25 protein-coding genes and 2 pseudogenes are annotated in these 24791 nt (G+C 61.9%); 13 read left to right on the forward strand and 14 right to left on the reverse strand.

From position 1 onward, the window contains the following. The 3 genes and pseudogenes from ACTJLD_RS40925 to ACTJLD_RS40935 form a co-directional block, all read right to left on the reverse strand. A pseudogene (locus tag ACTJLD_RS40925) lies at positions 1-136 on the reverse strand (IS481 family transposase); the annotation flags it as partial. Between the two features lie 312 nt (positions 137-448). Continuing rightward, the gene (locus ACTJLD_RS40930) at positions 449-1351 is read right to left on the reverse strand and encodes a LysR family transcriptional regulator (protein ID WP_431642898.1); all 903 of its coding nucleotides are present in this window, start codon (positions 1349-1351) and stop codon (positions 449-451) included. Between the two features lie 16 nt (positions 1352-1367). Further along, positions 1368-2261 (reverse strand): LysR family transcriptional regulator, encoded by an 894-nt coding sequence (locus ACTJLD_RS40935; protein ID WP_193093340.1) that lies wholly within the window; start codon positions 2259-2261, stop codon positions 1368-1370. 203 nt (positions 2262-2464) lie between these two features. Between ACTJLD_RS40935 and ACTJLD_RS40940 the strand changes: the two genes are divergently transcribed. The 4 genes from ACTJLD_RS40940 (at position 2465) to ACTJLD_RS40955 (ending at position 5719) form a co-directional block, all read left to right on the forward strand. Next, complete coding sequence (locus ACTJLD_RS40940; RefSeq protein WP_431642900.1) at positions 2465-3067, forward strand: putative quinol monooxygenase; 603 nt, start codon at positions 2465-2467, stop codon at positions 3065-3067. Positions 3068-3250: 183 nt separating this feature from the next. Next, positions 3251-3451, forward strand: a complete 201-nt coding sequence (locus ACTJLD_RS40945) for a zinc-binding dehydrogenase (protein WP_124646044.1) — start codon at positions 3251-3253, stop codon at positions 3449-3451. A 43-nt stretch (positions 3452-3494) separates the two neighbouring features. Further along, positions 3495-4241 (forward strand): SDR family oxidoreductase, encoded by a 747-nt coding sequence (locus ACTJLD_RS40950; RefSeq protein WP_431642902.1) that lies wholly within the window; start codon positions 3495-3497, stop codon positions 4239-4241. A gap of 383 nt (positions 4242-4624) precedes the next feature. Then, positions 4625-5719, forward strand: coding sequence for an IS5 family transposase (locus tag ACTJLD_RS40955; RefSeq protein WP_431642904.1), 1095 nt, complete (start codon positions 4625-4627; stop codon positions 5717-5719). A 146-nt stretch (positions 5720-5865) separates the two neighbouring features. Here the strand turns inward: ACTJLD_RS40955 and ACTJLD_RS40960 are convergent, their stop codons facing one another. From ACTJLD_RS40960 to ACTJLD_RS40995, 8 genes and pseudogenes are all read right to left on the reverse strand, one after another. Continuing rightward, the gene (locus ACTJLD_RS40960; RefSeq protein WP_431642906.1) at positions 5866-6465 is read right to left on the reverse strand and encodes an SDR family NAD(P)-dependent oxidoreductase; all 600 of its coding nucleotides are present in this window, start codon (positions 6463-6465) and stop codon (positions 5866-5868) included. 75 nt (positions 6466-6540) lie between these two features. Continuing rightward, positions 6541-7533 (reverse strand): aldo/keto reductase, encoded by a 993-nt coding sequence (locus ACTJLD_RS40965; protein WP_124646042.1) that lies wholly within the window; start codon positions 7531-7533, stop codon positions 6541-6543. 52 nt (positions 7534-7585) lie between these two features. Then, on the reverse strand, positions 7586-7843 hold the full coding sequence (locus ACTJLD_RS40970; RefSeq protein WP_226816470.1) for a 4-oxalocrotonate tautomerase family protein: 258 nt from the start codon (positions 7841-7843) through the stop codon (positions 7586-7588). Between the two features lie 73 nt (positions 7844-7916). Continuing rightward, the gene (locus tag ACTJLD_RS40975; RefSeq protein WP_431642908.1) at positions 7917-8684 is read right to left on the reverse strand and encodes an SDR family oxidoreductase; all 768 of its coding nucleotides are present in this window, start codon (positions 8682-8684) and stop codon (positions 7917-7919) included. 270 nt (positions 8685-8954) lie between these two features. Further along, positions 8955-10145 (reverse strand): arabinose transporter, encoded by a 1191-nt coding sequence (locus ACTJLD_RS40980; protein WP_226816468.1) that lies wholly within the window; start codon positions 10143-10145, stop codon positions 8955-8957. Positions 10146-10228: 83 nt separating this feature from the next. After that, positions 10229-11032 (reverse strand): carboxymuconolactone decarboxylase family protein, encoded by an 804-nt coding sequence (locus ACTJLD_RS40985; RefSeq protein ID WP_081052407.1) that lies wholly within the window; start codon positions 11030-11032, stop codon positions 10229-10231. Beyond that, positions 11010-11504, reverse strand: coding sequence for a (R)-mandelonitrile lyase (locus ACTJLD_RS40990; protein ID WP_193093306.1), 495 nt, complete (start codon positions 11502-11504; stop codon positions 11010-11012). The genes ACTJLD_RS40985 and ACTJLD_RS40990 overlap by 23 nt, the downstream gene beginning before the upstream one ends. A gap of 631 nt (positions 11505-12135) precedes the next feature. Further along, positions 12136-12402, reverse strand: a pseudogene (locus ACTJLD_RS40995) (porin); the annotation flags it as partial. Between the two features lie 143 nt (positions 12403-12545). Between ACTJLD_RS40995 and ACTJLD_RS41000 the strand changes: the two are divergent. Continuing rightward, on the forward strand, positions 12546-13433 hold the full coding sequence (locus ACTJLD_RS41000; protein ID WP_226816466.1) for a LysR family transcriptional regulator: 888 nt from the start codon (positions 12546-12548) through the stop codon (positions 13431-13433). A 110-nt stretch (positions 13434-13543) separates the two neighbouring features. On the opposite strand, the gene ACTJLD_RS41005 is transcribed toward ACTJLD_RS41000, so the two are convergent. After that, positions 13544-13891: a hypothetical protein gene (locus tag ACTJLD_RS41005; protein WP_193093305.1), complete on the reverse strand. Its 348-nt coding sequence runs from the start codon at positions 13889-13891 to the stop codon at positions 13544-13546. Between the two features lie 98 nt (positions 13892-13989). After that, positions 13990-14319, reverse strand: coding sequence for a carboxymuconolactone decarboxylase family protein (locus ACTJLD_RS41010; RefSeq protein ID WP_440661739.1), 330 nt, complete (start codon positions 14317-14319; stop codon positions 13990-13992). Positions 14320-14783: 464 nt separating this feature from the next. Between ACTJLD_RS41010 and ACTJLD_RS41015 the strand changes: the two genes are divergently transcribed. The 8 genes from ACTJLD_RS41015 (at position 14784) to ACTJLD_RS41050 (ending at position 23188) form a co-directional block, all read left to right on the forward strand. Continuing rightward, entirely contained in the window at positions 14784-16013 is a 1230-nt protein-coding gene (locus ACTJLD_RS41015) for a CaiB/BaiF CoA transferase family protein (protein ID WP_440661741.1), read from the forward strand. 238 nt (positions 16014-16251) lie between these two features. Beyond that, complete coding sequence (locus ACTJLD_RS41020; protein ID WP_226816464.1) at positions 16252-16701, forward strand: tripartite tricarboxylate transporter TctB family protein; 450 nt, start codon at positions 16252-16254, stop codon at positions 16699-16701. Further along, positions 16698-18248, forward strand: coding sequence for a tripartite tricarboxylate transporter permease (locus ACTJLD_RS41025; RefSeq protein WP_440661742.1), 1551 nt, complete (start codon positions 16698-16700; stop codon positions 18246-18248). Before ACTJLD_RS41020 ends, ACTJLD_RS41025 begins: the two co-directional genes overlap by 4 nt. Positions 18249-18468: 220 nt before the next feature. Further along, on the forward strand, positions 18469-19239 hold the full coding sequence (locus tag ACTJLD_RS41030; RefSeq protein ID WP_440661744.1) for an enoyl-CoA hydratase/isomerase family protein: 771 nt from the start codon (positions 18469-18471) through the stop codon (positions 19237-19239). A gap of 93 nt (positions 19240-19332) precedes the next feature. Further along, entirely contained in the window at positions 19333-20499 is a 1167-nt protein-coding gene (locus ACTJLD_RS41035; RefSeq protein WP_440661746.1) for an acyl-CoA dehydrogenase family protein, read from the forward strand. Positions 20500-20508: 9 nt separating this feature from the next. Next, the gene (locus ACTJLD_RS41040) at positions 20509-21384 is read left to right on the forward strand and encodes a 3-hydroxyacyl-CoA dehydrogenase family protein (RefSeq protein WP_440661748.1); all 876 of its coding nucleotides are present in this window, start codon (positions 20509-20511) and stop codon (positions 21382-21384) included. A 2-nt stretch (positions 21385-21386) separates the two neighbouring features. Further along, a complete protein-coding gene (locus tag ACTJLD_RS41045; protein ID WP_440661750.1) occupies positions 21387-22070 on the forward strand; it encodes a 3-hydroxyacyl-CoA dehydrogenase family protein in 684 nt (227 codons plus the stop codon). Next, positions 22067-23188: a CaiB/BaiF CoA transferase family protein gene (locus tag ACTJLD_RS41050; RefSeq protein WP_124646035.1), complete on the forward strand. Its 1122-nt coding sequence runs from the start codon at positions 22067-22069 to the stop codon at positions 23186-23188. Before ACTJLD_RS41045 ends, ACTJLD_RS41050 begins: the two co-directional genes overlap by 4 nt. Positions 23189-23287: 99 nt before the next feature. Here the strand turns inward: ACTJLD_RS41050 and mdtD are convergent, their stop codons facing one another. Continuing rightward, on the reverse strand, positions 23288-24745 hold the full coding sequence (gene mdtD / locus ACTJLD_RS41055) for a multidrug transporter subunit MdtD (RefSeq protein ID WP_440661763.1): 1458 nt from the start codon (positions 24743-24745) through the stop codon (positions 23288-23290). Positions 24746-24791 lie beyond the last annotated feature (46 nt).

Raw genomic sequence — 24791 nt, forward strand, 5'->3', positions numbered from 1 at the left:
AGCGCTGCTGGCGCAATTCCACGATCAGTAAGGCAGTCGACGGGGCGATGGCGCGTGGAGAGCGAGCCGGTCGAGAAGAAGCGTCAGCCAGCGCAACCGCACCGCCGGCTAGGTAGCGTGGGGGGGCTTTGATTCCCGTGCGCTTTTCCGGTTAGGTGACCTTAAGCGGGGCAAAGCTCTGGGCTGCCGATCCTGACGCCGGGATGAACGCGCCAGTGAGATAAGAACCTTACCACTACGGCATGCTCGTCCGTTCAAACTCAGATTCCGCGCAACGTGCCGCGGCGGCCGTCAGCGCTCTAGCGGAATTGACCCTGGTCTTCGCGAAGCCGGGCTTCGTGAAAACTTTAGTTCGCGGCGGACAATCGTTTGATTCGCAACGGTTTCGTATCTCTTAGTCGACTGAGACAGGCGAAGTGACATTTCTACTTCGCAGAAGGCGACGACTTTATTTTGCTCTACGGCGATAGCGCAGCGTCTCCACGATCAGCGACAGCGCGGGCGAGGACTGCCGCCTGCTGGCATAGAAGATATGCAGGCCCGGGAACGTCGGACACCGATCTTTGAGGACGGGCAGCAGGCGCCCGCTTTCAACGTGTGGTTGTGCAAGTTGCTCGGGCATGTACGCTAGGCCGAAACCGGCCAAGGCCGCGTCGAGCGCCGGGTAGATGCTGTTGAAGGTCCAGGGCCCTTCTACTCGTACCTGCAGATTGCGCTTGCCCTTCTTCAGCTCCCACGCATATACACCGCCCCGAATCGAGAAACGCATGTTGATGCAGTCATGCTGGGTGAGATCCGCCGGTGTCTTCGGCAAAGGACGCTTTTCGAAGTAGGACGGCGCGCCAACGATGGTCATGTGAATGTCTGGGGTGATTCGGACAGCAGTCATGTCCTTGGCGATCTGGTCGCCGAAGCGCACGCCCGCGTCATAGCGTTCGGCGACGATGTCAGTGAGGCCGGGATCGATGGCGATCTCGATCTTCACGTCAGGGTATTCGGGTTGGAGCTTCGACAGCTTCGGCCACAGTACCGTGTTGGCCGCAAAGTCCGAGGTCGTGATGCGAACCGTCCCGGCAGGCTTGTCACGAAGCTCGTCAAACGCGGCGAGTTCTTCCTGGATCACGTCGAACCGCGGAGCGATGTTCTGGATCAGGCGCTCGCCGGCCTCTGTCGGGGCGACGCTGCGCGTTGTACGGGTCAGCAGCCGCAACCCCAACCGCGACTCCAGACCGCGAATGGTGTGGCTCAGGGCAGATTGCGACACGCCAAGCTGTGCCGCCGCGCGCGTGAAGCTGCGCTCGCGTGCCACGGCGAGAAATGTGTAGATATCTCGGAGGTTGTCGCCTGACATGGATGTACCGGAATCTCTAAGGTCTATAGCGAAGCGCGTCCACCAGCAATGTCATGGCTCTGGACGGTTGGCGACGATTCGGGTAGTACAGGTGCAGGCCATCCCATGTGGGGCACCAGTCTTCGAGAACCGACACGAAGTGACCTTTTGCAATAAAGGGCCGCACCAAGTCCTCGGGCAGGTAGGCCAGCCCGAAGCCTGCTTTTGCTGCCTCGAAAATGTCGTATGCGTTGTTGAAGGTAAGAGGGCCATCGACACGCGCGCTCAGCGCCTTCTTGCCTTTGACGAACTCCCACTCATAAAGGTTGCCATACGTCGTGGTGCGCAGGTTGATGCAGGTGTGCTCCATCAGGTCCTGGGGTGTCCCGGGAAGCTTGCGTCCCGCGAAGTAGGTTTTCGCAGCAACGACCATGATGCGAATATCCGGGCCGATCCGCACCGAGATCATGTCCTGCGCCAGTTCCTGCCCAAAGCGCACGCCCGCATCATAGCCGCTTGCGACAATGTCCACGCTTGCATACTCGTTGATCAGCTCGACCTTGATGTCCGGGTACTTCGGAAGGAACATCGCCAGCTTCGGCCAGACCGTGCTCCTGATCGCGTAGTCGATCGCCGTGATCCGAATGGTCCCCATCGGCTCATCGCGCAGTTCGCTCAGCGCCTGGATTCCTTCTTCGATGCCATCGAACTCGGGGGCGAGGCGATCCAGCAGGCGCTGCCCAGCCTCGGTAGGGGACACGCCGCGCGTGCTACGCATGAGCAGGCGCACGCCGAGCCTTTCCTCCAGCTCTCTGACGGTGTAGCTCAGCGCAGGTTGAGACACGCGAAGCTGGGCCGCCGCGCGCGTGAAGCTGCGCGCTCGCGCTACGGCGATGAAGGCTTGCAGGTCGCCAAAGGTATCTCGTGGCATTAATGAGAGATCTTTATGTGACTCCGCAGAGTCTACCAGTGCCGGCGAGTTTGGCGAAGTCACCAGCATGATTGATGAATTCCGCTTATATCGGCATGCGGATCCAGCCATCTAGTCGAATTCGCGGCAGCACCTTAAATTCGCCGTACCCTAGGTCAGAAGGACGATCACCGGCGTTCGCGCGTTGAATCCGCGGTCTATCGGTGCTGCAGGCAGAAATGCCAGGTAAGGCGCACGTCATCCAGCGTACTTGTCCCTCGGGGCTGGTCATCCGGCTTGATGATCAGCGTGGCCTCCAGGGATTGAACGGGTATATTGATGCAGCTAGGCCCACTCAACATTCGACACCCATGAAAACAGCGCATGACGCACCGCGTTTCGGGCCTCGTCGAGCGGTCATTTTCGCAACCGTGCTGGTGTGCGCGCTGGCGTTGTTCGCCGGACACCACAACGCCTATGCCCAGGAGCCGCAAATGCTGATACGCATTTCGGAAATCGAGATATTCCCCGAGCACCTTGAGGAATATCAGCGCATCCTCAATGAGGAAGCCGAAGCGTCCGTTCGTCTGGAGCCAGGAGTCATGTGCATCTTCCCGAGCGCCCAGAAGGACAATCCGACGCAGATCAGGATTCTGGAAATCTATGCCAGTCGAGAGGCCTACGAGTCACACATTAAGTCGCCGCATTTCCAGAAGTACAAGACGTCGACGCTGGAGATGGTGAAGTCGCTTCGGCTCGTGGACATGCAGGCCATGGATGCGAAGTCGATGCCGCTCATGTTCAAGAAGATGAGCCGTCAACCCTAGAAGCGCGGTGGTGAGAAACAGAGGGCCGTTGACCGAGGATCGGCTGGCTTATGGCGCGTTTGAACCGCCCGCGCCGGGCATGCTGTCCCGTTCCGATGTCACGCTTTGCGCACTGAGGTGCTGGGACGAAGGATCGGTGTCGGTACAGTCGATCGCGCCAGGCTTACGCAGGCTCCGACGGACATGATTGGCATCGTCACCGACCGTACCTTCGTGCCGAAATACGCACGCAATCATGCGGCACTGAACCAACTTCGCGAACTGGCCGATCAGAGCCACATCACATTGCGCGTGGCCCGAACCCTGCCCGCCGAGCAGGCGGTCGAGGCACATCGGCTGCTGCAAGCTGGCGGCCTGCGAGGCCGCATCGTTCTGACGTTCTGAGCTATCCGCAGCGTCCATTCATCAAGCATCAGGAGTAGTCCACATGAATACCATCACCGGCAAGGTCGTCGTCATCACTGGCGCATCGAGCGGCCTGGGCGAGGCCACGGCCCGCCTGCTCGCGGAGCGCGGCGCCGGGCTCGTCCTGGGTGCGCGCCGTCTGGATCGTCTGGAAAAGCTCGCGGCCGACATTACGGCCGCAGGTGGCGAAGCCATCGCCGTTGCGACGAACGTCGCTAAGCGCGCCGACGTGGAGAATCTAATTAAGGCGGCGCAGGACAAGTTCGGCCGCGTCGATGTGCTGGTCAACAACGCCGGCATCATGCCCATGGCGGCCATGTCCAAGCTCAAGGTCGATGAGTGGGACCAGATGATCGACGTGAACATCAAGGGCGTCCTCTACGGGATCACCGCGGCGCTGCCGGGCATGCGCGCCAACAGAAGCGGCCACATCATCAACCTGTCGTCCGTGGCCGGGCTCCGCGTGTCCACCGGCGTGGGCACGGTGTACAGCGCCACCAAGTTTGCAGTGAAGGCGATCAGCGAAGGCCTGCGCGCCGAGGTTTGCCCCGAGGGCATCCGCGTGACCACGTTGTATCCAGGTGCAGTTGCCAGCGAACTCGTGAACGGCAGCACCGATGCCGATGCCGCCGCCGGGATGAAGGCGTTTTACGAAGCCAATGAAATCCCGGCCGATTCGGTGGCCCGCGCCGTGGCTTATGCCATCGAGCAGCCAGAGGACGTGTCCATCAATGAGATCACCCTGCGTCCGACGCGACAAGAATTCTGATGCAGCAGCGCGGCCGTTTGCCTGCGCAGCGTCTTCCTCTTCGATGCGACAGGGGAGGCTGATCCATGCCATCCACCGCCTCCGACCGTGCGACTCGATGGCGCTGAATTAGGTCAGCTTGGTGCCGACCGCGCGTGCGAGTTCGCTCAGTAACAGGTTCTGGAACCGGGTGTCGTTGACGGCTGGCAGCGGTTCCTGGCGGCGCTGATGATGCCAGTAGCCGCCGCTGGTCAGCGCCGCGGGATCGTCGCTGGTCGCCAGCCACTCCTGCGTCAGATGCCCTAGCAGGCTGTTGAAATTCGGAACGGTGTAAACGGGCGTTGCGAGCGGTGCGTTAGAGATATCGTGTTCATGATCTTGGGCAGACGAGAGCGATGCGCGGAATGGACGAGATGCAAGAACCGCTGTTCACGACGGTGAAGCTGGAAGACTTCGTGCCGGCCGATCACCCGTTGCGGCCGCTTCGGCTGCTGGTCAATCAAGCGCTGAAGCGGCTCAATGGGCTGTTTGGCACGATCTACGCGGACAGCGGCCGTGCGTCGATCGCGCCCGAGAAGCTGCTGCGCGCGTTGCTGCTGCAGGTGCTGTTCTCGGTGCGCAGCGAGCGCATGCTGATGGAGCAAATGCGCTACAACCTGCTGTTCCGCTGGTTCGTCGGCCTCGCCATCGAAGACGCCGTCTGGGACCACTCGGTGTTCTCGAAGAACCGCGATCGTCTGCTTGAGCACGAAGTAATCGAAGCGTTCTTTACCGAAGTCATGAGCTTGGCCGACAAGCAAGGGCTGCTGTCCAGAGAACACTTCTCGGTCGATGGCACGCTGATCCAGGCGTGGGCCAGCCACAAGAGCTTCCGGCCCAAGGACGGTTCGGACGACCCGCCAGCCGGCGGTGGTCGCAATGTCGACACCGACTGGAAGGGCAAGCGGCGCAGCAACGACACGCATGAATCGAGCACCGATCCGGATGCGCGCCTGTTCCGTAAGGGTAGGCAAAGCGGAGCCATCCTTTGTTATCAGGGGCACATCCTGATGGAGAACCGCTCGGGCTTGGTGGTTGGGGCCGTGGTCAGCCATGCCGACGGTTTCGCCGAACGCGCAAGTGCGTTGAACCTGCTCGATTGTGTACCGGGTCGTGACGCCAAGACGCTCGGCGCCGACAAGGGTTACGACATGCGCGACTTTGTGCGGGATTGCCGAGCGCGCAAAGTGACGCCGCACGTCGCGCGCAACGACACGCATCAAGGCGGCAGCGCGATCGACGGCCGCACCTCGCGGCACGTCGGCTATGGCATTAGCCAAGTGATTCGCAAGCGCATCGAAGAGCACTTCGGCTGGGGCAAGACCGTCGGCCGGATTCGACAGACCGCGTATCGCGGCATCAAGCGAGTCGACCAGCACTTCAAGCTGACGATGCTGGCGAGCAACCTGACTCGAATGGCGCGAATACTGGCAGCGGTGCCGCAAGGAGCGGCGCGATGAGCCGCCCAAGTGCGATCGCCGCGCGGCGACGCGCCGGCCAGCCCGCTCGCCAGCGGGGCATCCGGCACGATACGTCTGCAACTCGGCCGCTAATCGCATACGAAATCCTTTGAAACACTGCCTCGGTTGTCAAAACGAGGCGCTTTTCAACAGCCTGCTAGGCGCAGGTCGTCCGGCGCCCCGGCGCCGCCCATCTTGGTTGGCACCCAGCCCGGATCGACGGCGTTGCTGTACACCCCAGGCCACAGCCGTGCGATGGCCGCAGCCAGCGTGGTGACGAGTAGCTTGCTGTCCGAATAGCTGCCGGTGGGCGTGCCACCCGTCCAGTCCATGCCGGACAGATTGGTGTTCCCGCCTCGGTGCATGCTGCTGCTGACGTAGATGAGGCGCTGCGGACGCTGGATCAAAGCGGTGAGCAGGTAGGGAGCGACCACGTTCACCACCAGCAGCGGTGCACCGGAAATCACTCCCGCGTTGTGGATGACGGCATCCATCCGGCCGATGTCGTTGACCTGGCGCGCGACGTTACGGATCTGCGCGGGGTCCGACAGATCGCCGATGGTCGCGGTGGCGCCTTGGTCCACAAGTTCCTTCACCGCCGACATCCGGGCCTTGGAACGGACATGCACTACGACGTCGTGTCCCCGGGACAGCAGCGTCTTGGCCGCAGCATGGCCAAGCCCATCGGCCGAGCCGGTGATAAACACGCGAGCCTTGCGGCCCGCGCCTTGTTGCGTGTTGGACATGGACATCTCCTGTCGGGAATTCGGCGGGGTTTGCACCAGGACGGTCGCGGCTGGCATGCCGGCCCGAGCGTCTACCTACCAAGCATAGGCTTGGGGCGCCTCGCCGCCAGGGCCTGGCCAGATCTCGTCGAGCCGGGCCAGCGTCTCTGGCGAGAGCGTCACCGACGGGGCCTTGAGGCTCAGGCGCCACTGCTCCAGCGTGCGCGGGCCATTGATTGCAGCGGTCACGACCGGGTTGTGCAGCAGCCATGCGAGCGCCACGACAGCGGGTGCTTCGCCCAGCTCGGCGCACAGCGCCTCATAGGCTTGCAGTTGCGGGCGGAACTTCTCGATCTGTGCCTTCAGCCGGGGCGTGGCACGGCGTCCTTGCGTGAACGTCTCGTTCAGCACGCCCCCCAGCAGCCCCTTGCCGACCGGACTCCAAGGAATGAGGCCAACGCCGAAGTGGCGCAGGGCCGGGATCACCTCCAGCTCAATGGTTCGCTGGGCCAGGTTGTACAGGCTCTGCTCCGACGCCAGCCCCAGCAAGTGCCGCGAGGCCGCCGTGCTCTGCGCGGTGGCAATGTCCCATCCGGCGAAGTTGCTGGAGCCGACGTAGGTGATCTTGCCTTCGCGGATTAGCTGCTCCATCGCCTGCCAGACCTCCTCCCAGGGTGTGGCCCGGTCGATGTGGTGCATCTGGTAGAGGTCAATGTGATCGGTCTGCAGGCGCTTGAGGCTGTCGTCGCAGGCGCGGCGGATGTGATAGGCCGACAGGTACTTGTCATTCGGGCCGGTGCCCATCGGCTGATAGACCTTGGTCGCCAGCACGATCCTGTTGCGGCGGCCGCGGTCCTGGGCCAGCCAGCGGCCGATGATCTCCTCGGAGGTGCCAAAGCCCTTCTCCATGTCCGGCGACTGGGGCCCGCCATAGACGTCGGCTGTGTCGAAGAAGTTGACGCCCGCGTCCAGGGCTTCGTTCATGATCGCGAAGGCAGTCGCCTCGTCGGTCAGTTCGCCAAAGTTTAGGGCGCCCAGCGCGATCGGGCTGACTTTGAGGCCGGTGCGGCCGAGGTGCGTGTAGTTCATTGCTTGGTACTCCTGCATGGCCCTGCGCGGGATCGCCGCGGCCAGGGCTGTTTCATTGCTCGTTGCCTGGCGCAGACGCGGCCAGCGGGCCATATTCCGGCCGCTTGACGAGGCGCTGGCCGGCGCCTTCGATGTCGGGGCCGTAGACCTGCTGCATCCACTTCTGCGCCGGCACATCCTCCACCGCGACGGAGATGGCACTGGCGTCGAGCGCCAGCACCTCGCTCATGGCAGTGGCCAGGCGCTCGGCCAGTTCCTGCTTGGTGGCGTCGCTGCGTCCTGCGGCCATCTTGACGATGATGTGAGGCATGGCATGTGTCCTTGTCGGGTTGAGGCCTGTGGGCTCGGGAGCGGGCAAACTCCGCTCACCGGGCTCCCGAAAATCAGTGTGCGGTGAAGCCGCCATCGACCGGCAGGCCGACACCGACGACGAAGCTGGCACCGGGGCTGCACAACCACAGCACGGCCGCTGCCACTTCATCGGCGCGCCCCAGGCGGCCAATCGGCTGCTCCTTCAGGATGACCTTCATCGCGTCCGCTTGGCCCTTCAGCATGTCCTGCACCATCGGGGTGTCGACGGTGCCAGGGCACACAGCGTTGATCCGGATGCCGCGGGGCGCGTATTCCACGCCGACGCTCTTGGTCATGCCCAGCACGGCGTGCTTCGTCCCGTGATACGCCGCGCGCTCGGGAAGACCGACCAGGCCGCCCAGCGATGAGTTGTTGACGATCGCGCCGGACCCTTGGGCGCGCATCACGCGCAGCTCGTGCTTCATGCAGGCCCACACGCCGAACTGGTTGACGCCGACCACGCGCTGGAAGCTTTCGACCGGCTCGTCGGCTGCATCGCTCGGTGGCACCTGGATGCCAGCATTGTTGAAGGCCATGTCAAGCCGGCCGTATTCGGCGACGGCCCGATCGACTGTGGCTGCCACCTGTGCTTCGTCGGTGACGTCGCAGGCCACCCCGATGGCGGTGCCGCCTTCATCGACGATCTTCTGCGCTTCCTTGGCCGCCAGTGCCCCGTCGAGATCTGCGAGCACCACGGACGCGCCGCTTTGTGCAAAGGCACGGGCAGCGGCCAGGCCCATCCCCATTGCGGCGCCGGTGACAAAGGCGACTTGGCCCTTGAAGTCATAAATCGGATTCATGTTGTGACCTTCCATGGTTGGGCGCGAATCCACTGCTGCGCAGCAATACGCGCCGGGCATCAAGGCCGCAGCGGCTTGCGCGCGCACTCGCCGGCAGCAATGGAATGGCTGATTCGGAACCGATATGGTCGCCAATTTCAGGTCTACTGAGTAGCTAATGAATGGTGCAAACTCATATAAATGAAATTCACGAATTCTGGACCCCGAAGCAGGCATGCCGGGAAAAGCTCTGGACCTTTGCTTTGAATCGTCGAACAAGCCCGGTGTCCCTCACTGGGCAGTCGCCGGCGCTCGGGCGGGATGAGTCCGCAACCATGCCGCGATGGGCACGGCGCAAAGCGCGAGAAGCGCCGTGATGAGAAAAATTCGGGACAGCCCGATGCCGTTGGCGAGCAGTCCCAGCAGAGGAGCAAGTAGGCCGAGCGCCAGATCGATGAAAGCCGTATAGATCCCCATGGCAAGGCCTCGCGCATCCGCGGGTGCCCGTGCCACTGCTTCGATTCCCAGGCCTGGGTACACGAGCGCGTATCCGAAACCCGCCATGGCAGAGCCTGCGAAGGCGAGCCATGCGTAGGGAGACAGCCAGATCAGGGCCAGGCCGGCGCTCTGAATGACGACGAAGATCATCGCGGTGCGCGCTCCGCCGAAGCGGTCCGGCAATGGGCCGAAGAACAGCCGTGCCACCATCAGCGCCACGGCGAAGGCGGTAAAGGACAGCCACGCAGGTTGCCAGCCGTGTTCAACGAAGAGCAGCACGCCAAACGCGGTCATGATGCCGTAGCCCACACTGGAGAACGCCATCGCAAGGCCAGGTATCCAGACCGCTTTGAGGACGTGCCCCTTTGCCTTGCCGCTTCGCGGTGCGGCTTGGATGGCTGGAATGGACACGACGAGCAGCCACGTGCCCGTCGCGCCGATCAGCGTGATCCAGCCGATCGACGCAAAGCCAAAACTAGCGAGCAGCGAACTTCCTAGCGGTGCCCCCAAGGCTAGCGCAATGAACATGGCCGTGCCGATCCAGGCGATCATCTTGCCGACGTTGCGGGGCCCTCCGATCGATAGGCACCAACTCTGCGCGCCGATCATGATGAAGCTCTCTGCACCTCCAAGGAGGACTCGTCCTGCGATCAGGATGGCGATAGACAGTGAGGGGCGGCCCATCGCCAGCAGCGAGACGAGATAGAGCGTACCTGCAAGGGCCGCCAGCAGCAGGCCCGTCGTCACGGTGAATTTCGGACCGTGCCGGTCTGAAACCGTTCCGGACCACAGCCGGCACAGCAGCGCGGCGGCGAATTGCGCGCCGGAAACCAGGCCGACCGCGAAGGTGCCGAAGCCTAGATCGTCATGGATGTGCAGCGGCAATGCCGGCAGTGCCGCTCCGGTGACGAGGAACACGGCGAAGACGCAGGCCATCAAGGACAGCAGCGTGCGATCGATCGGCAAATCCGGAGGGCTGGGCATCGTGGCGGAGGTTGTAAGGGCGGCGCGTACGCCAGCCGGGATCATGCCGGCGCGAGCCGTGCGGCGGCATCCAGCGCAGTGGATTACTGCTTCTTGCCGGAAAGGCTTGCGACTTGCTGCGCCAGCGCCTCGCGCGCACGGGCGGCCATGCTTGCGTCCACGCGATCGGCCAGGACTTGGGTGAGCTGGCGCAACTGGCCTTCGGTAATGCCTACGTTCATGCTGATACGCATGTGCGCCAGCAACTGTGGTTCCGCGCCCGGCAGCGCCGAGAGCATACCTACCGTGGCCAGCTCACGGCTTTGCCAATCCAGGTTGTCGCGCTCGAAGATGTCGCCGAACAAGTGGGCCCGCAGGTACTCGTTGGCCGTCGGTGCGAAGTCGAACAGCGGACCGCCCACCGGGCCGCCCGAGAGCTTGGTCTGATTGGCGGTTCCCGCTGCCATCAGCGCGTCACCCTTCGGGGTCGGGCGGCTGGGCGCGCTGCCTGGGGCGTCCTGGATGCCGCGCTGTTTGCGCGTCTCCACGACCTTCATCAGTTCGCCCAAGGCGTTGAGACTGCGCGGAAAGCCAGCGTAGGCGTACAGCTGGATCAGCACTTCCTTGGCATCGCTGACCGTCAGGCCGGCGTCCAGCCCCCGGTTCAGTGCGGTGTTCAACTTGGCAATGTCGCCCGCGGCGGCGAAAGCCGCGATCGGCACGATGGCGTGCTGCCGAGTGTTGAGGGTTTCGGATGCGCTGGGCGCCGAGGTTGGGGAAGGGGTCATGGGCTTGGTTTCCTGTGCGTTGGCATCGGTGCCCAGCGCGGTGGCCAGACCCAGGGCCAAGGTCAGCGCGCCAGCATGTAGATGCGTGTTTCGGGACTTAGCGGGCGTTGTATTGCTCATCGGTAACTTTCTCCATCCACGTGACATTCGTTCCATCGACCGTGCCGGTCACAGCCAGGTGGGTCATGGCTGTGTGGTGCGCGGCCCCATGCCAATGCTTGACGCCCGGCGGGCACCAGACCACGTCACCAGGGCGGATGACCTGCACCGGCTTGTCCCACTCCTGCGTCAGACCAACGCCGGAGGTGACCACCAGCCGCTGGCCAGCCGGGTGGGTGTGCCAGGCGGATCGCGCGCCAGGCTCGAACGTGACGAGACCGCCCGATGCATTGATGTTCTCGTTGGTGGGCCACACCGGGTCGACCCGCACGCGGCCGGTGAAGAACCGGGCCGGGCCGGCAGCCGACGGTTGTTCGCCGGCGAGCGTGATTTGTTGCGCGTCGGCGGGCTTGCCGGCCTGCGGCTCGGTAGCAAAGGCGAAGGTCGTCTGCAGGGTGGTGGCGAGCAGCGCGGGTATCAAAGACGGGCGCATGAAGACTCTCTCCTTTCCAGAGTGCGAAGCGGTCAATCGCGCGGAGGCTTGGTCAGGCTTCTCGGGAGACGGCGTGTTGCATCGGCGTCGTCGTCCGGCCCTCGGCAATCAAAATTTTCGTCAGTTTGAGTGCCGCTGAGTAGCCGATGAATTGTGAAAGGTCATATAAGCAATGCTCATGAATGTCGGCGGCCCAGACCTTGATCCAGTGCGTAGGTCAGGACGTTCGTGCCGATGTTGCTCCGGACAGCAGCCACAGACGGCCAAATGGTGGTCGTGCTTCGCGAGTCGACGGCCGACGCAGCGTCTCATCTCGGTGCTGCGGTCGCTGCGTCGGCGCGATTGTCCGGACATCGTGAGCGCATTGAGAGTGCTCGCCGCATGGCCCGCATCCGGCTCACGCCCTCGATGCCAAGCAGAGGCGCTGCGGCAGTACTCGCATAGTGGCAACGTCGATGTCTAGCTTGACCCGACCGATGAGCGTTGCCGCGAGTGGGGCGAATCGGAACACATCGGCCGTGCCGACGCCGCTGGCTTCGACGCGCCCAACGAATACTGGCTCGAAATGTGCAACCAGTCCGCGGTGTGGTGCCTCGCGCGTTGAATCGATAGGATTCGCTTCGGAGAGCTGCTAAAACTTGTGAAATATCCCCATGCCTGCGAACACGCTGCGCGACGGTGCCGAATTGAATCCATCGCCTATTGTCGCCGTGGCCTCTATGATGTTACCTGCTCACGTCGAGCCGAGCGTTTGTCCTGCTGCGCGTGTGTAGGCCTCCGTCGCACACAGTCCGGTTCGTTTGGACAGCCCATCGTGCTGTGTGAGTGTGATCTGCTGATACGTTGCGCCATTGGCAATGATTTTGGCTTGGGTGGCACGCGTGTAGCTGTACCCCGCGTCCGAGTGCCTGCTCTGCGGTAGACGAGTATGGCGAGCCGGACGGGCTGGCCGTCCGTGGTGCGGTTCATTGAGCGAAATGTTCGTTAAATCAGAAAGATTTTTTTAATGAGATTTTTGATATGCAAATAAATCGATCTGATATGGCTGATTTGATCTATTTCCTGGCCATTGCCCGACAAAGGAGCTTTAGTCGTGCCGCGATAGAGCTCGGGGTAAGCGCTTCGACATTGAGTCATGCACTGAAGGGGCTAGAAGGTAGACTCGGTGTTCGCCTACTGAACCGCACGACCAAGAGCGTCACGCTGACTGCGGCGGGAGACGCGCTGGCTGCATCGATCGGCATGCCTTTCGAGGCGATCGACACGGCGCTGGAAACCCTGAATCGCTTCCGGGACGCGCCTACCGGCCGCATTCGGATCAATGTCGCCGTCGAGGCGTCGACGTTGCTGTTAGGACCGATCCTGCCGACTTTTGTCGAACGCTATCCGGACGTAGAGCTGGATATCGTTGCGAGCAACCGCTTGGTCGACGTGACGGAGGGAGGCTTTGATGCGGGTATTCGCTACGGCGGTACGGTGCCGGAGGACATGATCGCACAGCGGCTTTCGGCCAATATACGCTGGGTCGTCGCAGGGGCGCCCGACTATCTTGATCGCTTCGGCAACCCCGATCATCCAAATGATCTGCTCGCACATCGCTGCATCGGCAATCGTCTTGGCGACGATCGAATTTACCGATGGGAGTTCGAACGGGGCGATGAGAAACTCGAGGTGGCTGTGCCATCGTCATTGACGGTCGATCAGGCCGAAACCGGGCTCGTCGCAGTTCTCGGCGGAGCGGGGTTGATGTACTTTCCCGAACCGCTCGTCGCGCCGTACGTGAAGGAGGGGCGGCTGCGTCTCGTGCTCAACGATTGGGCGCCTTCCGAGCCGGGTTTCTACATTTATTATTCGAGCAGACGTCAGATGCCGACCGGCCTGCGCCTCTTGATCGACCTTACGCGTGAACTTCGCCCGCTCGGGTTGTAATGGATGCGAGCGGGCAAGCGTGCTATGCATCGCGCACGCTTGTTCGAAACCCAGGTGACCTCGTGGGCTGTGACGTGTCGAACGCGTACGGATGATGGACCGCCCGTTCGTCAGGTCTGAATGGGCTGGGTGGTATCTGCTTCGGCGCAGGCCTCGTCGAGCCAGATCAGAGCCTGGGCCGCTTCGAACGCGACGAGCGACACCCCCAGTCCGCACAGCAGCAAACCTTCCAGTTGCGCCTTGGTCACGCCGCGCGACAACGCGCGCAACGCATGGACCTTGAAAGGGATTTCACGGCCCAATACGGCCAATTGCATGGCGAGCATCATTTCGCATGTCGTTTCGTCGACATCTGCAGGCGGCCACAGTTCGCCGCGCATCTTTCTGTAGTGCGACATGGCGTCGGGATTGGCTTCGACAAGGCGTTGGGACGACGGTTTGCGATCGGATGTCTTCATGTCGGGTTCAGATGAATGTCACACATCCCCACGCTCGACGGCTGCACGAATCCGCGACCGACACGTCAAGCGCAGGGGCCCTCATTTCGCGACGCAGATCAGTCTTGTCGTGCGTCCTCACGCTCCAGCAATGGTAGTGCCGCTTTCCCCGCACACAGTCCGGCCGGCCAGCCCGCATAGAAAGTGACTTGAACGACCAGGCCGCGAAGCTCGTCAAGTGTGATGCCGTTGTCGACGCCGCGACCCATCCAGATTTTCAGCTCGTCGAGTTTGCCCGTCGCGGCAAGAACCGCGCACGTGACGAGAATGCGATCGCGAAACGACATTTCCGGCTGTTGCCACACGTCGCCAAGCAGCACCTCCTCGCGAATTCGGGCGAGCTGAGGTACGGCTGCGTAAACACGCGCGCCTTCAGAATCGGGATTCATCAATTGACTCCTGGATTGCGATCACGGGCTTCACGACCACGCGATCATCGGTGGATATGGTGCGATGCGCGCTTTTGGGCCGTCTCGGTACGGACGCAAATAGCAGGCACTTTCAGCAAAAGCTATGCCATTCCACCGGTTCGGCTTGCCCAGCGCAGCGCGAATCGTCTGCGAATGGTCGGTCTCCGCCCGGTATTCGGTGAGGTGCGCGATCGCGGATTGCGAGATCCCACTCGGCGTCGCGAGCGTCTCGAAGCATCAGCGGCAGTGTCCGCCCCGACGACATGTCCATACGCTGCGCCGACATGCTGGCCATGTCGACGACACACACTCGAGTCGGCGCCTACCCATTGGCGTCGCGCGGGGCGGTTTTCTGGCAAACGCGTTCCGGAAGACGCTCGGCGGGCGTATGGCATGAGACTTGCCGTGCGAATGCTGCTGCTACTCATTTCTTGACGAAAAACATGAACGCATTCGACCCATTGCCTACTCTCTGCGAGAAAACACCTTTGAAACTGCTAGACGGCGTGCGCGTGCTGGACCTCACATCGTCTGTCGCAGGGCCATACGCCACGCTGCTGCTCGCGGATTTCGGTGCGACGGTCGTGAAGATCGAACCGCCAGGCCACGGTGACGACGTGCGCGCGTGGGGCCCCCCGTTTCTTGACGGCGAGTCGCTGTGGTATCTCAGCGTGAACCGCAACAAACACAGCCTGACGCTCGATTACAGCAAGCCCCAGGGACTCGAACTGCTCAAACGGATGGTGGCAAGCGCGGACGTGGTGGTCGTCAACAGGACCGCTCCGATTCAACGCAAGCTGGGTATCGATTACGCGAGTCTCTGGCAGGTCAACCCTCGACTCATCCATGCTTCGGTATCTGGATTCGGGCTCGATGGCGAACGCAGCGACATGCCGTGCTATGACCTGATCGCCGAAGGCTATAGCGGTGTGATGGACCTGACTGGCGAGGCAGATAACGGTCCGCAGAAAATCGGTACGCCGGCCGCCGACCTGCTTGCCGGCAGCGATGCGGCGCTCGCGGTGCTCGCGGCGCTGGTCGATCGCGATCGGACCGGACACGGACATTGCATTGATATTTCGATGATCGAGAGCATGACCCGCTTCATGACGCCGCGAATCGTTCCCTATCTCGGCTCCGGCGAGGTGCCGCTCCGTTCAGGAGGGCGAGACAGCGTCATCGCCGTCTACCAGGTTTTTCAGGCTGCCGACGCGCCGCTCACGATCGGTCTTGGAAATGATGGCATCTGGAAGCGATTCTGGCGCGCGGTAGGCGAACCCGAATTCGGACAGGCACCCTGCTATGCGAGCAACAGCGACCGGCGTCGTTTGCGTGACGAGATCGTAGAGAAGATTCAGTCCATCGTCGGCACGAAGCGCCGCGATCACTGGCTCAGCATCTTCCGCGATGCCCGTATCCCGGCCGGTCCGATCAATCGGATCGATGAAGTGGCAGCGGATCCTGAACTGCGTCGCCGGGGATTCTTTTATGCGGTTCCCCGCGGCGACGCGCAGATTCCGCAGGTCGGACTAGGCATCCATGTCGACGGGAACGCGCATACGTTTCGCAAGCCGCCGCCTCGTCTCGGCGAAGACAGCCAGGACGTGTTGCGTGCGTGGCTCGACATCGAAGGTGACACGCTTCGACAGCTGAAGGAGGACGGCATCGTGTGACCCGTATCGCCAGACCGTGTCATTGGCGCGGTGGCGCGCGACTTGCGTGACTGTGACCGATCCTCGGAATCATCCCATATACGACAAATGGGGGAGACATGAAGTCGACATCTTTATTTCAGCGTTCGTGCGTCGCGGATGCTGCACGCGCGTGCGAACTGCAACCGGGTCGATACGGAAAAGCCCGCCGATTCCATCACGAGACAGAAAGGGGGGCGGCATGGCGCACGCACGTGGCTTGAACAAGGACGTTTGGGGCGGCTTGCTGATGACGTGTATTGGGATATGGGTCGCTGTCCATTCCATTTCCTATAGCGTCGGTACCTTGACGCAGATGGGGCCCGGCTATTTTCCGCTGATCCTCGGCGCGGTTCTCGCGCTGACCGGCATTGCGATCGGTATCAAGGGGTTGAAGGCCAGACCCGATGAGCGACGTATGCGACCCAGGCCAGAGTGGAGTGCATGGATACTCATTTGCGCAGGCCTGATCGCGTTCGTCGTATTCGCCGAATATGCAGGGCTGGTTGCCGCTACTTTCGCGACCGTCTTTATTTCGGCGCTCGGTGACCGGGACAATTCGTGGCGGTCCGCAACCGCTTTGGCGCTCGTGATGGTAGTCGTCGGCGTCGTCGTATTCGGATGGGCACTGAATGTCCAGCTTCCGCTGTTCAAGTGGGGTGGCGCATGAATTGGCAAACGCTGCATGATCTCTGGTATGGCTTCTCCGTTGCGATGCTGCCGCAGAATCTGATGTGGTCGTTCTTCGGGGTGCTGGTCGGTAATCTGATCGGAGTGCTGCCCGGTATGGGCGCACTATCGACGATCGCGATGTTGCTGCCATTGACCTACACGATGCACGCGGTGCCGGCATTGCTGATGCTCGCCGGCATCTTTTACGGGTCGCAATACGGCGGCGCAATAGGGGCGATTCTTCTGAATCTGCCGTCTCATCCTCCGCATGCGGTGACTTGTATCGACGGATATCCTCTGACGCAGCAGGGAAAGGGAGGCACTGCGCTTGGCATCACAATGATCTCGTCATTTTTTGCCGCATCGGTCGGCATCGTCGTGATGATCGTCGCGTCTCCGCTGCTCGTGAAAGTCGCATTCGAATTTGGCCCGACCGAGATCTTCTCGATCATGCTGCTCGGACTGATCGCCGGTTCGACGATGGCGCGCGGCTCGGCGCTCAAGGGGATCGCGATGACGACGCTTGGTCTGTTGTTTGGCATCGTCGGCACGGACGTCAACACCGGGGTCGAGCGATTCACGTTTGGTTTCGTCGATCTATCTAACCATCTCGAACTCGTTGCACTCGCCATGGGGTTGTTTGGTGTGGCGGATTTTCTCCGTAATGTCAATCGCGTGCATTTTGTCGGAACGAACACGAAAGTACGCCTGCGCGACATGCGGCCGTCGCGTGACGAGCTGAAGCGCTCGTTCATGCCGATGGTGCGCGGTACGCTCGTGGGCACGTTGTTCGGCGCGATCCCGGGCACCGGACCGACGATCACGACGTTCATTGCGTATGCGCTCGAGCGCAAGTTGTCAAAGACGCCGCAACGGTTCGGACATGGCGCGATCGAGGGAGTGGCGAGTCCCGAAGCGTCCACGCATTCGAAGACGCAGGTCGATTTCATTCCCACGATGACTCTTGGTATTCCGGGGGACGCGGTGATGGCACTCCTGCTTGGGGCGCTGCTGATTCAGGGATATCAACCGGGACCGCAATTGATCACGGAGCACGCCGATCTGTTCTGGGGGTTGATCGCGAGTTTCTGGATCGGGAACGTTCTGCTGCTGATTCTGAACGTGCCGATGATTGGCATTTGGGTGAAGGTACTTCAGGTGCCGTACCGGTACATGTACCCGGCGGCTCTGTTCTTTATCGCGGTGGGCGTCTACAGCACCAACAACAGTCTTTTCGAAGTGGGCGAGGTATTGGTATTTGGTTTGATTGGTGCAGTACTGCTGGCGCTCGAATTCCCGGTCGCGACCATTCTGCTCGGGTATGTGCTCGGTCCGATGGTAGAAGAGAATTTTCGACGATCGCTACTGCTGTCTCGAGGCGACGCGCTCGTATTTTTCGAGCGACCGATCAGTGCCGCGTTCATGTCTATTTGCATCGTGTTGGTGGTTGCGCAATTGTTCTTCGCATGGAGAGCGACAAGACGCCGGGGGCCAACGAAATCGTCGAATGACTTTCGTTCCGTTGAGAGCGCCGGAGTTGAATAGGCTTCCGGGGGAATCCGGCCGCGCCGCCGACGTGCATGCAGATAGGGATGCACGGATGGCGTACTGATCGGGTGTCGCGGCAGGCAACACGATGTCTTTGGTACGGACACATCGCGCCGTGCAAGCGTCGCGATAGGCAGATTCCAGCATTGGCCCGATGTTTGCTTATTTGGGGGCAATGGGCGAAACGTCGCCTTTCAAAGCTAGTCAGGAGAATGGCATGCCGATTCAAACCAGTATCGAAGGTCCGATTGCATATATCACGCTGAACCGACCAGAGGAACTTAACGCACTGAGTTTCGAAGTCCTGCAGGAATTGTCCGACGCGCTTGATCGCGTCGCTGCATCGGATGCGCGCGCGCTGGTGGTCACTGGTCAGGGGGAAAAAGCATTCTGTGCGGGTGCGGACATTCGCGAATTGATGGGCCGGGATCTCGTCTCGGAGCGGGACGGCGCATTGCTTGGTCAGGCGACGTTCGCGAAACTTGACCGCTTGCACATTCCATCCATTGCCGTCATTCATGGCTACGCGTTCGGGGGCGGTCTCGAGCTGGCAATGGCCTGTACGTTCCGCATTGCGACGGCGAAAGCGAAGGTCGGATTGCCGGAAATCAAGCTCGGCCTGATTCCCGGGTACGGCGGCACGCAGCGCCTGCCTCGCCTCGTGGGCCAGGCGCGCGCGCTCGACATCGTCATGTCCGGGCGGACCGTCGGCGCGGAGGAGGCCGAGCGTATCGGTCTCGTGAATTGCCTCGTTGAGGATGGCGATCCTCGGACGCTCGGTGCCGAGTACGCGCAGCGGTATATCGGCTTCAGCAAGTGCGCGTCGCTCTTTGCTCGCGAAGCCGTGTGCCGTGCCGCGGACATCGAGCTCTACGAAGGACTTCGCGTCGAAGCGGATTTGTCGACGCTTGCGTATCGCACTCAAGATGCGGCCGAAGGCATGCGCGCCTTCGTCGAAAAGCGGCCGCCGGTATTCAAGGACGCTTGACACGCGAATGAATGAAGGCGCGCCGACGGTCGCGGTAGACGGCCGTTGCCGATATCGGTGCGTCAAGGATTACCAATCGAATCGGAACATGGAATGAACATACTGGAGAGAATCGATTCCCACATTCGCTTGAACGACGACGAGCGGATGATCGTGGACAGCGTGCGCGCGTTGACGCGGGACCGGATAGCGCCTCACGCGGCCGAGCACGATCGTACCGGGACGTTTCCGCAACAGAACATCGACGCGATCAATGAATTGGGCCTGAACGCCATGTTCATCCCGGACGCGTACGGCGGTGCGCAGCTGTCGTTCACGTGCTATGCGCTCTGCGTGCGCGAGATCGCCAAGGCATGTGCAGCGACCGGCATCATCTGGGCGACGAATTTCCACGCAATCAAGCCGTTGATCGAGTACGGCAGCGAAGCACAAAAGCAGCGCTTTCTGCCAGCGGTGGCGGGCGGCGCGCTGGGATCGTTGGCGATTACCGAGCCGGGAGCCGGCTCCGACGCGACCGGCATGCGGACGACGTTTCGCGAGGAGGGCGACGAGATCGTGATCAACGGCGGCAAGACGTTCATTACAAACGGGGACGTCGCCGATCTGTATCTGCTGTTCGGCAAGTGGGACGGCATCAACGATCCGAAGCGCGCGATCTCGGTGCTGATCGTCGAGAAGGGCACGCCCGGCCTCAGCGTGATTAGCGTCGAGGACAAGATGGGCACGCGCGCATCAGGGACGGCGACGCTGTCGTTCGACAACTGCCGTGTCCCACGTGGGAACCTGGTTGGAGAACCCGGCGACGGTCTGCGAATTCTCCTGGGTTCGCTGAACCGCTCGCGGCCCAGCGTGGCAGCGCACGCCCTAGGCATCGCGCGGGGGGCATTCGAGGACGCGGTCACGTATATCAACGAGCGCAAGCAATCGGGCCGGAAAGTCATCGAGTTTCAGGGCATTCAATTCATGCTGGCGGATCTCGCATCGGAACTGGCGCTGTGCGAATCATGGCTTTGGCAGGTCGCCGGAATGATCGATGCCGGCGAAACGGATTTCGGCATTGAAGCGTCGATGCTCAAGATGCGTGCATCGGACGCAGCGATGCGTATCACGACGGACGCGGTTCAACTGCTCGGCGGCTACGGATATTGCGCGGATTATCGGGTTGAACGATTGATGCGCGATGCCAAGATTACGCAAATCTGGGAGGGAACCAATCAGGTTCATCGCCAGTTGATCGGACGCAGCTTCATTCTCAAATAGGAGGCGCGCATGGCGCACATCAAGACGGTCGGCATCGCAGGTAGCGGAACGATGGGGACCGGTATCGCAATCGTCGCGGCCCGGGCAGGCTTCGTGACACGAGTGTATGACACGCGGCAGGATGCGCTCGAGCGCGCGCGTGGCCAAACCGAGAGCTTTTTGAAGAAGTCGGCGGAGCGCGGCAAGCTTCCTGCCGACGCGGTGCCGGAAATCATGTCTCGTTGGCACGGAACGACGAAGCTCGACGACCTTGCAGATTGCGACGTCGTGATCGAGGCTGTATTCGAGGACCTCGCGGTCAAGCATCAGCTGTTCAGTACGCTGGACAAGGTGTGTCCCGACCATACGCTGTTTGCGTCGAATACGTCGACGATTTCGATTACCGAAATTGCGGGCGGCTCGGGCCGGCCCGATCGCTTCGTGGGCATGCACTTCTGCTTGCCGGCCCAGCTGATGAAGCTGATCGAAATGTCGCCCGGGCTGAACACGAGCGAGGAGGCATTCGAACGCGCATGGGCGTTTGCGGAAGCACTGGGTCAGCGGCCGGTCCGGACTCAGGACACGCCGGGGTTCATCCTCAATTACTTCCTGATTCCATTCAATAACGATGCGATCCGGCTTGTCGAGCAGGGTGTGGCGGCACCGGCCGACATCGACAGTGCAATCAAAACTGCGCTTGGCTATCCGATGGGCCCGCTGGAGCTGCTCGATTTGGTCGGCCTTGATACGCAGCGCCTGCTATGTGAAGCGATGCACGGACTCACGCACGAGCCGCGTGCCGCGTGTCCGCCGCTCGTTAGGCGGATGATCGCCGCCGGCCGCCTCGGCAAAAAGACGGAGATGGGGTTCCATACGTACAACGACACGAAGATGTTCGGAGCATGACGATGAGCTATCAAATTATCGAAAGCGGCGAGAGCCGTTCGTTTCACGGCGGTCACGCATTTGTCGAAGCGGCGCGCGACGACGCGACGGCACGCGTTTATATCGGCTCCGACGCGGGTAGGGCATTCATGCGCGACAAAGAGGGCGGCTGGCAACCAGCAGGCGCGCCTTTCGTTTTGTTGGAGCTTGGGCACGAGTGCCTCGCCGTTCATACTGGCGATTCTGCATCGACCGACCAGTGCGGCGGCGCAGCGCCGAACGTGTTCGGCTTCGCACGCTTTCGACTCGGTGATGCCGAGCCGAGCAGGCTGATCGAGCTCGTCAAGCCGGCTCAACCAGATGAAGCGGCGCTCGCGCACGCGAAGCGGGCATTCGAGGACGCTGGTTTCGTCGTCGCTGTGTGCGGTGACTTTCCCGGTCGGATCGTCGACCGGCTTGTGCGACCGTATTACAACGCAGCGCTGCGCCGACTCGACGAGAAACTCGCGACCGCATCCGATCTCGACACGACGCTACGCCTCGGGCTCGGTTATCCGGAGGGGCCGATCGCGCTCCTCGAGCGTACCGGCCTGGAACACCACTACCGCGCGACTCAAGCGCTTTACGAAGCACTCGGCGACAGCGCGTATGCACCTGCGCGGCGGGCCCGGGTCGCACACCAGCGTGCTGACGGCGGTGCGCGATGAATCAGCCGCTGAAAGGTATCAAGGTCGTCGATCTGAGCACGCTGTTGCCCGGCCCGCTATGCACGCTGCTCCTCGCCGAAGCGGGCGCGAATGTCATCAAGGTCGAGAGACCGTCAGGCGGCGACGAGATGCGTTCATACGTCCCGAAGGCCGGGGCCGATAGCGTGAACTTCGGCATGCTGAACCGCGGCAAGCGGTCGGTGGCGCTTGATCTGAAGAGCGCCGCCGGGCGAGACGCGGTACTTGAGCTGATCGACGGCGCGGACGTTCTGGTTGAACAGTTTCGGCCGGGTGTCATGGCGCGTCTCGGTCTTGATTACGACCAGGTGGTGCAACGTAATCCGCGCATTGTTTACTGCTCGATCACCGGCTATGGCCAAAGCGGACCGAAGGCAGGCGTCGCCGCTCACGATCTCAACTATCTCGCGGAAACCGGGATGCTCGCGCTGTCCTGCGGCCCGGACGGGGCACCTGTGTTGCCGCCGGCATTGATTGCCGACATCGGCGGTGGTGCGTACCCCGCGGTCATCAATATCCTGCTTGCGCTGAAGCAGCGTGACGCGACCGGAAAGGGCTGCCGGCTGGACATATCGATGGCCGACAACCTGTTCACATTCATGTATTGGGCCCTAGGCAATGGGACGACGGGCAACGGTTGGCCCACGCCGGGTGGCGAACTGGTGACGGGCGGCACCGCACGGTATCAGGTTTACAGGACGCTCGATGCCCAGTATCTTGCTGCCGCTCCGCTGGAAGAGAAATTCTGGAAGAATTTCACCGAGGTGATTGGCGCGTCGGAACTGGCGACAAAGAATGGCGACGAGCCCGGCGTCAAACAGCGTGTGGCGGAACTGATCGCCGGCGAGACTGCCGATACATGGCTCGAACGCTTCGCGGGAACCGATACGTGCACCGTGCGTGTTGTCTCCCTGGAGCAGGCGGTTACGGATCCGCATTTCGCCTGCCGGCGACTGTTCGATCGAAAAGTTCGGATGCCGGGTGGGCAGGTCATCGACGCCCTCCCGGTGCCGATCGCCGACGCGTTTCGTAGCGACGCTTTAACCAGTGACGCCCCGGCGCTTGAAGTGAGCGGCGGCAGTGGTGGCCGCGACGGGTAAACAACGACGGAGAAGTCTCGTCTCGGTTTCGGGGGCCACGAGCCCCCTCTTTTTCGAACCCCGCGCGAACCGTGGCGCGCCACGAATCGTCGTATTCGATCACGCCTCCTCGGCAGGGCTGCTGGGACCGGCAATCACGCTGGCTTCCCGCATCAACTGTGCGAAGACCAGTGCCGACGAGGCGGTGATGATCCCGATGCATACGAACGTCGCGTGAAAGGCCGTCAGCGTCTGCGAATGCGTGTGGCGGCCAAACGTCTCCGTAAACTGGTCGAGCAACGTACCCGCAATCGTCACGCCGAGACTCATCGATAGCATTTGTGCGAGCGAGAAGAGGCTATTGCCGCTGCTTGCGCCAGCCGTTCCCAGGTCTCTGAGCGTGATCGCATTCATCGCAGTGAACTGCAACGCATTGACTGCGCCGAACAGTGCAAACTGCGCGACCTGAAGCCACGGCGGCTGCGGCGGCGATATCAACGCGAAGCTCGCGATCGTCAAACCGATTGCGAGCGTATTGGTCAGAAGCACCGTGCGATAGCCGTAAGCCGTGATCAAGCGAACGGCCAAAGGCCTGATCACCATCCCGGCCGCCGCAACGGGCAACATCATCATGCCGGCGTGGAAGGGGGAGTAACCGAGACTTACCTGGAGCAACAGTGGCAGCAGATATGGCATGGCTCCGCCGCCGACTCTCGTGAGCAGATTGCCCAGCAGACCGATCCTGAACGTGCAGATGTCGAACAATTTCAGCGAAAACAGCGGATTCGCGATGCGAGTCGCGTGGAAGCAGTACATGACGATGCCGGCGAGTGCCAGCGCGACGAGGCCGATCACCGCGTGACCGGTGAGCCCGAATTCCGCAATTCCGTCGAGCGCAAGCGTGATCGCGAGCATCGAGACCGCGAGCATCAGATAACCCGGGAAATCGAATCGACCGGCGCCTGGCGACGGTTCTCCAGGCATGTAGATCGCGGTCGCAGCACACCCGAGCGCGCCGATCGGCACGTTGATCAGGAATACCCAGTGCCACGATGCGGATTCGGTGAGCCATCCCCCGAGCATTGGACCAATCAGCGGTCCGATCAGACCAGGAATCGCAACGAACGTGAGTGCTGACAGGTAGCGCTCAGGTGGAAACGATCGAATGATGGCGAGCCTCCCGATGGGCAACAGCATCGCCCCGCCTACGCCCTGCACGACGCGGAACAGGACCAATTGCGAAAGCGTTCGAGCATTCGCGCACAACAGCGATCCGAGCGTGAAGACGACGATGGCGGCGAAAAATACCCGGCGCGTGCCGAGCCGGTCCGCGAGAAATCCGGAGACCGGAATCATCAGCGCCATCGTGAGCGAATAGGCGATGACCACCGATTGCATATGGAGCGGCGCTTCGCCTAGGCTGCGGGCCATGCCGGGCAGTGCGGTGTTGACGATCGTTGTGTCGAGCGTCTGCATGAAGAATCCGGACGCGACCAGCCAGAGCGTGATCGTCAGCCTTCGGTCGCGCGTGCTGCCTGTCGTGAGGTTGCGTTGTCGTAGATGCAAAGTGTCGCCCATGGTGGTTACGGTGATGAGGAAGGGGACGCGGGTGACGGCCGACGCG

Source organism: Burkholderia sp. 22088 (assembly GCF_052045915.1).
GTDB lineage: Bacteria > Pseudomonadota > Gammaproteobacteria > Burkholderiales > Burkholderiaceae > Burkholderia > Burkholderia cepacia.

Excerpts from the sequence above, each read along its gene's own strand:
- ACTJLD_RS40930 (WP_431642898.1), bottom strand. The coding sequence starts at position 1,351 with ATGTCAGGCGACAACCTCCGAGATATCTACACATTTCTCGCCGTGGCA.
- ACTJLD_RS40935 (WP_193093340.1), bottom strand. The coding sequence starts at position 2,261 with ATGCCACGAGATACCTTTGGCGACCTGCAAGCCTTCATCGCCGTAGCG.
- ACTJLD_RS40945 (WP_124646044.1), top strand. The coding sequence starts at position 3,251 with ATGATTGGCATCGTCACCGACCGTACCTTCGTGCCGAAATACGCACGC.
- ACTJLD_RS40950 (WP_431642902.1), top strand. The coding sequence starts at position 3,495 with ATGAATACCATCACCGGCAAGGTCGTCGTCATCACTGGCGCATCGAGC.
- ACTJLD_RS40955 (WP_431642904.1), top strand. The coding sequence starts at position 4,625 with ATGGACGAGATGCAAGAACCGCTGTTCACGACGGTGAAGCTGGAAGAC.
- ACTJLD_RS40960 (WP_431642906.1), bottom strand. The coding sequence starts at position 6,465 with ATGTCCAACACGCAACAAGGCGCGGGCCGCAAGGCTCGCGTGTTTATC.
- ACTJLD_RS40965 (WP_124646042.1), bottom strand. The coding sequence starts at position 7,533 with ATGAACTACACGCACCTCGGCCGCACCGGCCTCAAAGTCAGCCCGATC.
- ACTJLD_RS40970 (WP_226816470.1), bottom strand. The coding sequence starts at position 7,843 with ATGCCTCACATCATCGTCAAGATGGCCGCAGGACGCAGCGACGCCACC.
- ACTJLD_RS40975 (WP_431642908.1), bottom strand. The coding sequence starts at position 8,684 with ATGAATCCGATTTATGACTTCAAGGGCCAAGTCGCCTTTGTCACCGGC.
- ACTJLD_RS40980 (WP_226816468.1), bottom strand. The coding sequence starts at position 10,145 with ATGCCCAGCCCTCCGGATTTGCCGATCGATCGCACGCTGCTGTCCTTG.
- ACTJLD_RS40985 (WP_081052407.1), bottom strand. The coding sequence starts at position 11,032 with ATGAGCAATACAACGCCCGCTAAGTCCCGAAACACGCATCTACATGCT.
- ACTJLD_RS40990 (WP_193093306.1), bottom strand. The coding sequence starts at position 11,504 with ATGCGCCCGTCTTTGATACCCGCGCTGCTCGCCACCACCCTGCAGACG.
- ACTJLD_RS41000 (WP_226816466.1), top strand. The coding sequence starts at position 12,546 with ATGGCTGATTTGATCTATTTCCTGGCCATTGCCCGACAAAGGAGCTTT.
- ACTJLD_RS41005 (WP_193093305.1), bottom strand. The coding sequence starts at position 13,891 with ATGAAGACATCCGATCGCAAACCGTCGTCCCAACGCCTTGTCGAAGCC.
- ACTJLD_RS41010 (WP_440661739.1), bottom strand. The coding sequence starts at position 14,319 with ATGAATCCCGATTCTGAAGGCGCGCGTGTTTACGCAGCCGTACCTCAG.
- ACTJLD_RS41015 (WP_440661741.1), top strand. The coding sequence starts at position 14,784 with ATGAACGCATTCGACCCATTGCCTACTCTCTGCGAGAAAACACCTTTG.
- ACTJLD_RS41025 (WP_440661742.1), top strand. The coding sequence starts at position 16,698 with ATGAATTGGCAAACGCTGCATGATCTCTGGTATGGCTTCTCCGTTGCG.
- ACTJLD_RS41030 (WP_440661744.1), top strand. The coding sequence starts at position 18,469 with ATGCCGATTCAAACCAGTATCGAAGGTCCGATTGCATATATCACGCTG.
- ACTJLD_RS41035 (WP_440661746.1), top strand. The coding sequence starts at position 19,333 with ATGAACATACTGGAGAGAATCGATTCCCACATTCGCTTGAACGACGAC.
- ACTJLD_RS41040 (WP_440661748.1), top strand. The coding sequence starts at position 20,509 with ATGGCGCACATCAAGACGGTCGGCATCGCAGGTAGCGGAACGATGGGG.
- ACTJLD_RS41045 (WP_440661750.1), top strand. The coding sequence starts at position 21,387 with ATGAGCTATCAAATTATCGAAAGCGGCGAGAGCCGTTCGTTTCACGGC.
- ACTJLD_RS41050 (WP_124646035.1), top strand. The coding sequence starts at position 22,067 with ATGAATCAGCCGCTGAAAGGTATCAAGGTCGTCGATCTGAGCACGCTG.
- mdtD (WP_440661763.1), bottom strand. The coding sequence starts at position 24,745 with ATGGGCGACACTTTGCATCTACGACAACGCAACCTCACGACAGGCAGC.